Source organism: Delftia sp. ZNC0008 (genome assembly GCF_000799035.1).
In the GTDB taxonomy this organism is placed as follows: domain Bacteria; phylum Pseudomonadota; class Gammaproteobacteria; order Burkholderiales; family Burkholderiaceae_C; genus Comamonas; species Comamonas tsuruhatensis.
In genome coordinates, this window is the sequence record NZ_JTKZ01000639.1 from 1 (window position 1) to 7140 (window position 7140).

The window sequence follows — 7140 nt, forward strand, 5'->3', positions numbered from 1 at the left end:
TGCATGCGCTCAACTACTGCATGCTGCTGCCCGGCCCCGAGGCGCAGCAGCTGGCCACCTATATCGGCTGGCTGCTGCACCGCACATGGGGCGGCATCGTGGCCGGCGGCCTGTTCGTGCTGCCTTCGCTGCTGCTGCTCATCGCCCTGTCCTGGATCTATGTGGCCTTCGGCCATGTGCCGGCCATTGCCGGCATCTTCTATGGCATCAAGCCGGCCGTGACGGCGCTGGTGGTGCAGGCGGCCTGGCGCGTGGGCTCGCGCACCCTGCGCAACGGCTGGCTGTGGGGGATTGCCGCGGCGGCCTTCGTGGCCATCTTCGCGCTGAAGCTGCCGTTTCCGCTGATCGTGCTGGCGGCCGGCGCACTGGGCTACCTGGGGGGCAGGCTGGCGCCGCGCCACTTCTCCCCTGCGGGCGGGCACGGCCCGCGCGGCGGCAGCCACGGCCCGGCCGTCATCGACGATGACACGCCCACACCGGCCCATGCACGGTTCCGCTGGCGCTTTTTCAGCCAGGTGCTGGCGGCCAGCATGGGGCTGTGGGCGCTGGCGCTGGGCCTGCTGACCGCCGCCTTCGGCTGGCAGGGCGCGCTCACCCAGATGGGCTGGTTCTTCACCAAGGCGGCATTGCTGACCTTTGGCGGCGCCTATGCCGTGCTGCCCTACCTCTACCAGGGCGCGGTGGACCACTACCACTGGCTCACGGCCACGCAGATGATGGACGGGCTGGCCCTGGGCGAGACCACGCCGGGGCCGCTGATCATGGTGGTGTCCTTCGTGGGCTTCCTGGGCGGCTGGAGCACGCAGGTGTTCGGCCCCGATGCGCTGCTGCCTGCCGGCGCCGCCGCCGCCCTGGTCGTGACCTTTTTCACCTTTTTGCCGTCCTTTGCCTTCATCCTGCTGGGCGGCCCCTTCATCGAGTCCACCCATGGCAGGCTGGGCTTCACCGCGCCGCTGACGGGCATCACGGCCGCCGTGGTGGGCGTCATCGCCAACCTGGCCGTGTTCTTTGCCTGGCACGTGCTGTGGCCGCAGGGCTGGGCGGGTCCCTTCGACTGGCCGTCCGCACTGCTGGGCCTGGCTGCGGCGGCCGCGCTGCTGCGCTGGAAGGTGGGCGTGATCCCCGTGGTGGTCGGCGCGGGGCTGGCCGGCCTGGCGATCACGCTTGCGCGCCAGGTTGGATAGGAAAGGCTGCGGCATGGTATCGACCACGGATGGGCATTTCAGCTGGCTGCGCTGCCGCACCGCAGGCGTGGAGGCCGTGGCCGCAGACACGGCGAGGCACTTTGGGCGGCACGCCCACGAGCAGTACGGCATCGGCCTGATCGAGCGTGGCGCGCAGAAGTCCGCCAGCGGGCGAGGTCTGTACGAGGCCGGGGCTGGCGACCTCATCATGGTCAACCCCGGCGAGTTGCATGACGGCATGCCCCTGGGCGATGGCGGTCGCGCCTGGCGCATGCTCTACCTGGAGCCCTGGGTCGTGGCCGGGCTCATGGCGGACATGGATGGCGCAGGGCCGGCGGCCGGCTTCGAGTTCCGCCAGCCCGCCGTGCGCGACCCGCGCCTGGCCGCGTGTTTTCAGACCCTGTACCGCAGGATGACCGGCAGCGGCGAGCCAGCGGACGCCCTGGACCTGGACGAAGCCCTGCTGCAGCTGCTGGGCGGCATGCTGCAACGCCCTGCCCCTGCGCCCCGCGCACCGGCCCCCATCACACTGGCCCGCGCCCGGATGGACGACGATCCCGGCGCGCCCCTGACCCTGGGCGCCCTGGCCCACGAGGCGGGCCTGAGCCGCTACCAGTTCCTGCGTGCCTTTGCGCGCGCCACGGGCATGACGCCCCATGCCTATCTGCTGCAGCGGCGCCTGCACCAGGCGCGCGGGCTCATCGCCAGCGGCATGCCGCTGGCCGAGGCCGCAGCGCACAGCGGCTTTGCCGACCAGAGCCATATGACGCGCCTGTTCGTGCGCAGCTTCGGCATGGCGCCCGGCTTCTATGCCAGGGCAGCCAAGGCCTGCGCTGCGTGACGCGCTGCAATTTCCTTCAAGACCACGCAAACCGGCCTGGCGAGGATGGGGATCACATCCCCTCTCCAATCACAAGGCCCGATCTTGCCGTTCTCCTACGCACCCTCCATCCCCCGCGACTTTCCTGAACTGGCCACGCAGACCTTGCTGCTGCGCGGCCTGTCGCCCGACGTGCCCGCACACGCCGTGATCGCCCCCTTCATGGCACAGGCCAGGCAGAACCTGGCCTGCACCCCGGAAAGCGAGATGCCATCCATCCAGGCCTGGCGGCGCGGCTTTGCCAGGATGGGCCTCAAGCCCACGCAATACCGCTGCGCCGCCGAGGCCCTGCTGCGCCGCCTGCGCAAGGAGGGAGATCTGCCGGGCCTGCATCCGCTGGTGGACCTGTGCAATGCGGCCTCGGTGGCCTTTGCCATTCCCGTGGCCGTCTTCGACCTGGACCGCATCAGCGGCTGCCTGCAGGTGCGCCCCGCAACCGGCAGCGAGGTCTACGAGACCTTCTCGGGCGAGATCGAATATCCCGAGCCCGGCGAAATCATCTTTGCCGACACGGCCGGCCGCGCCCACGCCCGGCGCTGGTGCAACCGCCAAAGCGGCCACTCGGCAGTGCGCGAATCCACCGTCAACGCGCTGATCGTGACCGAAGCGCTGCACGCCACCGGCAAGACGGATACGCGGCAGTTGGTGCAAGCGTTGCAGGCGGCGGCCGGTCGGCTGTGGCCCGAGGCCGTTTCACACCCAGGCAACCCCTTGCAGGCCGCCCAGGCCTGAGGCGACCGGGGCGGTTGGCGCCCCGGCGCGAAGAGGGCTATCACGCTGCGCGGACTTCCCGCAAGCAAGACCGTACGCGTATCACACCGCCCTGCACATCGACCCGCAGATCCCTTCAAAACAAGCTTCTACGCTATCAAAATGATAACAATGCGTTGCATGCTACATACATTTGAAAAGAAAAAGAAATCATTCCCATTGTCATTCTAGAATCCGCACCCGCCATGACAGGCTGCGCTGCTGGCCCCAGGGCCGGCAGCAGCGCCGACGCACCCAGAGCACGCCCCACGGCACAGGTTTCCCAGCTCTCGACCATTGACCATGCTTACCCAAAGACTCTCGCGCACGGCAGTTGCGCATGCCGCCCTGCTTGCCCTGTGCGGCGCAGCCCACGCACAGGCCCAGCCTGACAAGGTCCCCGAGGCCACGCTCGCCCCGGTCACCGTGAACGCAGGCACCGAGAAGGAAAATCCCACCGGCCCTGTGGTGGGCTTCACCGCCAAGCGCGCCATCTCGGCCACCAAGACCGACACGCCGCTGATAGAGACGCCCCAGGCCATCAGCGTGGTCACGCGCGACCAGTTCGAGGCCCAGGGCGTGCAGACGCTGCGCCAGACCACCGCCTACAGCGCCGGCGTGGTGTCCAACTACTTCGACAGCCGGGTGGACAGCTTCTCGGCACGCGGCGGCAGCGTGAGCCAGTACCAGGACGGTCTGCTGCGCACCTACGGCACCTACAACACCAGCCGCCCCGACCCCTACACGCTGGAGCGCGTGGAATTCCTGCGCGGTCCCTCCTCCGTGCTCTACGGCCAGGGCAGCGTGGGCGGGGTGCTCAACCTCACCAGCAAGCGCCCGCAGGCCGAGGCGCTGCGCGAGGTGCAGGTGCAGGTGGGCAGCTACGGGCGCAAGCAGATCGCCACCGACCTGACCGGCGCCGTCACCGAAGACGGCCAGTGGCTGTACCGCCTGGTGGCCGTGGGCCGGGAAAGCGGCACCCAGGTGGACCATGTGAACGACGACCGCCTGGTGATCGCGCCCAGCCTGACGTGGAGGCCCAGCGCCGATACCTCGCTCACGCTGCAGGCGCTCTACCAGAAGGACAAGAGCGGCTCGCTGATCGGCTTCTTCCCCTGGCAGGGCACGCGCCTGCCCAGCCCCTACGGCCAGATTCCCACCAGCACCTTCATCGGCGAGCCCGGCTGGGACTCGTTCGACACAGAGAACAAATCCTGGGGCTACCTGTTCAGCCACCGCCTGAACGCGGACTGGACCGTGCGCCAGAACCTGCGGCGCACCATCAGCGACGTGGACTACCGCTCCATCTACACCAGCTTCACCGCCATCCCCGGCCAGGGCCGCCCTGCGCGCCCGGTCTTCAACCCCGACAACCGCAGCGTCTACCGCGATGCCTCCTGGCAGGTCAACGGCGGGCGCATGCTGGTGATCGACACGCAGCTCGAAGGCCGGCTGCGCTGGGGCACGGCCGAGCACACCGTGCTGGCCGGCATGGACGCACAGCGCAACAGCACCAGCCAGTCCACCTGGCGCGGACTGACCGCGCCGTTTGACGTCTACAACCCCGTCTACGGCAACTTCACGCCGCCCACGGCCTCGCAGCTGGTGCGCCAGCCGGGCGTGTCGCAAAAGCAATTGGGCTTCTACGCCCAGGACCAGATCAAGTGGGGCCGCTGGACCGCCACCCTGGGCCTGCGCCACGACAGCGCCCAGACCGATACCGAAGGCCGTCCCGCCTCCGCCGTGGACGAGAAGGCCTGGACCAAGCGCGCAGGCGCCACCTACCAGATGGATGGTGGCTGGGCGCCCTACCTGGGCTACTCCGAGTCCTTCCAGCCGCTGGGCGGCGTGAACGTCTACGGCACGCCCTACAAGGCGCAGCGCGGCGAGCAATGGGAAGCCGGCGTGAAATGGCAGCCGCCGGGCCAGGGCCTGTCGGCCTTCGCCGCCGTCTACACGCTGCGCGAGAAGAACCGCAAGACCACCGACCCCGCCAACCCGCTCAACAGCCTGCAGATCGGCGAGGTCAAGGTCAACGGCTTCGAGGCCGAGCTGACCGCCAGCCTGGCCCGCCACTGGGACGCCACCCTGGCCTATGCGTACACCGACGCCATCATCTCGCGCAGCAATGGCGGCGACCAGGGCCAGCGCGTGACCAGCGTGCCGCGCCACACGGCATCGGCCTGGCTGACCCACCGCTTTGCCAGCGAAGGACGCGGCGGCTGGAGCCTGGGTGCAGGCGTGCGCTACACGGGTTCGCAGTGGACAGGCACCAGCCTGGTGGACACGCCTTCGGCCACCCTGCTGGATGCCATGGTGTCCTATGACGCCGGCCCATGGCGCCTGGCCTTCAACGTGGTCAACCTAACCGACAAGGTGCAGATCACGCAGTGCCTGGCACGCGGCGACTGCTTCTACGGCCAGCGGCGCACCTTTGCGGTGACGGGAACGCACCGCTTCTGAGGACCGCCGCCGCGCGCCTCACACAGCCCAGGCATTTCACGCAGCGCAGGCAGCTCAGGCAGGCAGCTGCCTGAAGCTCCTTCGGTCCGCCGTGCTGCCAAACGATGCGCAGCCCGACAGCACGGCGGGCGAAGGCGCGGTGGTCGACAGCGCCTCGCTGCACTGCCGGGGCAGCTGGCTGCGCTCGTCTTCCAGGGCCTGTGTCTGGATCATGGGGGCCATGGCCACCACGTTGCCGAAGATGGTGGCAAAGGCCACGTCGGCCGCGTCACGGCCCGTGCCAAAGCGCATGAAGCCCATGGGAATGGCCGTGCCCGATGCATCGAACAGGTACCACCTGTCGCCCAGGTAGGCTTCCACGTAGGCATGGAAATCGGGCGGACCCAGCGCAGGGTCGGCACCGTAGTCCGTGCCGGTGGCGATGCGGGCGGGAATGTTCAGCGCGCGGCACAGGGCGATCATCAGGTGCGTGAAATCGCGGCACACGCCCACCTGCTCCACCAGGGTATCGACGGCCGAGGTGGACGAGTTGCTGGTGGCCGAAGCGAAGGTCACCAGCTCCTGCACCCACTGCTGTATGGCCAGCACGCGCGAATAGCCGGGCGCCAGTTGGCCGAAATTGCGGAAGGCCAGCTGCATCAGCCGGTCGGACTGGCAGTAGCGGCTGGGGTAGATGTACGGCAGCACCTCCAGCGGGATGCAGCGCACCGGAACCTCGCCCAGCGCCGCCGGATCCTCGCGGTGGTGCGCGATGCAGACGGTGGCCGTGTAGGTCAGGTGCAGGGGGCCGGGGTTGGCATGCAGGCGCATGAAGCGCGTGGAGGTGGCGGGCTCGGTGGCAATGTCGGGCTCCACCGGCTGGCTGAGCACCAGACGCTCGTTCTCCACCGTCTGGTGCGAGGTGTGGGCCGCATGGATGTTGAACACGAAGTCGGCCCCGGCCGGATCGCGGATGTCATAGGCAAGATCCACCTGGATCTGCAGCCTGATTCCTGGTTGGGCCATTGTTTTTCCCTGGTTGGTCTGTCGAATCGGCATCCATGGTGGGATCAAGAGTCTCCGCCGGCCGTAGGCCCCTGCTGAAAAGCCTGTAGTGCTTGGCAGGGACAGCGCGTGCGCCCGCCCGGCGGCCCGCAGGGGATGCAAACTCGGCTAACATCGGCGCCGCCCCGCATGGCGCAATGCCTGTGGCGGGGGCATCCACCAGCCAGGAACAGCCAAGGAGACCGCTAGATGGCGGAGATCATCGAGATATCGCGGGCGGCGCTGCACGAGCAGGTGGCGGACCGTTTGCGGTCCATGCTCATCGAGGGGCGCATCGCCCCGGGCGCCAAGCTCAACGAGCGCGAGCTGTGCGAGCAGCTCGGCGTCTCGCGCACGCCGCTGCGCGAGGCCATCAAGCTGCTGGCCGCCGAAGGCCTGGCCGACCTGCTGCCCAACCGCGGCGCCATCGCCGTCAAGCTGAGCGAGGCCGATGTCATGCACGCCTTCGAGGTGCTGGCCGGCATCGAGGGCCTGTCGGGCGAACTGGCCGCCCAGCGCATCACCGACCAGGAATTCGCCGAGATCCGCGCCCTGCACTACGAGATGATGGCCAGCGTGGCGCGCGCCGACGTGTCTGCCTACTACCGGCTCAACGCCGCCATCCACGCGGCGCTGAACAGCGCCGCCAAGAACCCCGTGCTGACGGAGACCTTCCAGCGCATCAACAACCGCGTACAGTCGCTGCGCTTTCGCACCAACCTGGACACGGCCAAGTGGAAGCAGGCCGTCAAGGAGCACGAGGCCATGATCGAGGCCCTGGGCGCACGCGACGCCACGGCCCTGCGCGAGCTGCTGGTCACCCACCTGCACCACACGCGG

General features: G+C 68.8%; 6 protein-coding genes. 5 read left to right on the forward strand and 1 reads right to left on the reverse strand.

Annotated features, from left to right (window positions below; translation table 11 throughout):
• The 4 genes from chrA to L995_RS20805 form a co-directional block, all read left to right on the forward strand.
• Positions 1 to 1184: chromate efflux transporter (chrA, locus tag L995_RS20790; RefSeq protein WP_047473423.1), on the forward strand; the 1184-nt coding region annotated here is incomplete at its 5' end.
• Between the two features lie 13 nt (positions 1185 to 1197).
• Entirely contained in the window at positions 1198 to 2025 is an 828-nt protein-coding gene (locus L995_RS20795; protein WP_047473424.1) for an AraC family transcriptional regulator, read from the forward strand.
• 84 nt (positions 2026 to 2109) lie between these two features.
• On the forward strand, positions 2110 to 2796 hold the full coding sequence (locus L995_RS20800) for a B3/B4 domain-containing protein (RefSeq protein WP_047473426.1): 687 nt from the start codon (positions 2110 to 2112) through the stop codon (positions 2794 to 2796).
• Between the two features lie 321 nt (positions 2797 to 3117).
• A complete protein-coding gene (locus L995_RS20805; protein ID WP_047473428.1) occupies positions 3118 to 5277 on the forward strand; it encodes a TonB-dependent siderophore receptor in 2160 nt (719 codons plus the stop codon).
• 54 nt (positions 5278 to 5331) lie between these two features.
• On the opposite strand, the gene L995_RS20810 is transcribed toward L995_RS20805, so the two are convergent.
• Positions 5332 to 6282 (reverse strand): transglutaminase-like domain-containing protein, encoded by a 951-nt coding sequence (locus tag L995_RS20810; RefSeq protein WP_016453703.1) that lies wholly within the window; start codon positions 6280 to 6282, stop codon positions 5332 to 5334.
• Between the two features lie 228 nt (positions 6283 to 6510).
• On the opposite strand from L995_RS20810, the gene L995_RS20815 reads away from it, so the two are divergent.
• Positions 6511 to 7140: GntR family transcriptional regulator (locus L995_RS20815; RefSeq protein WP_047473427.1), on the forward strand; the 630-nt coding region annotated here is incomplete at its 3' end.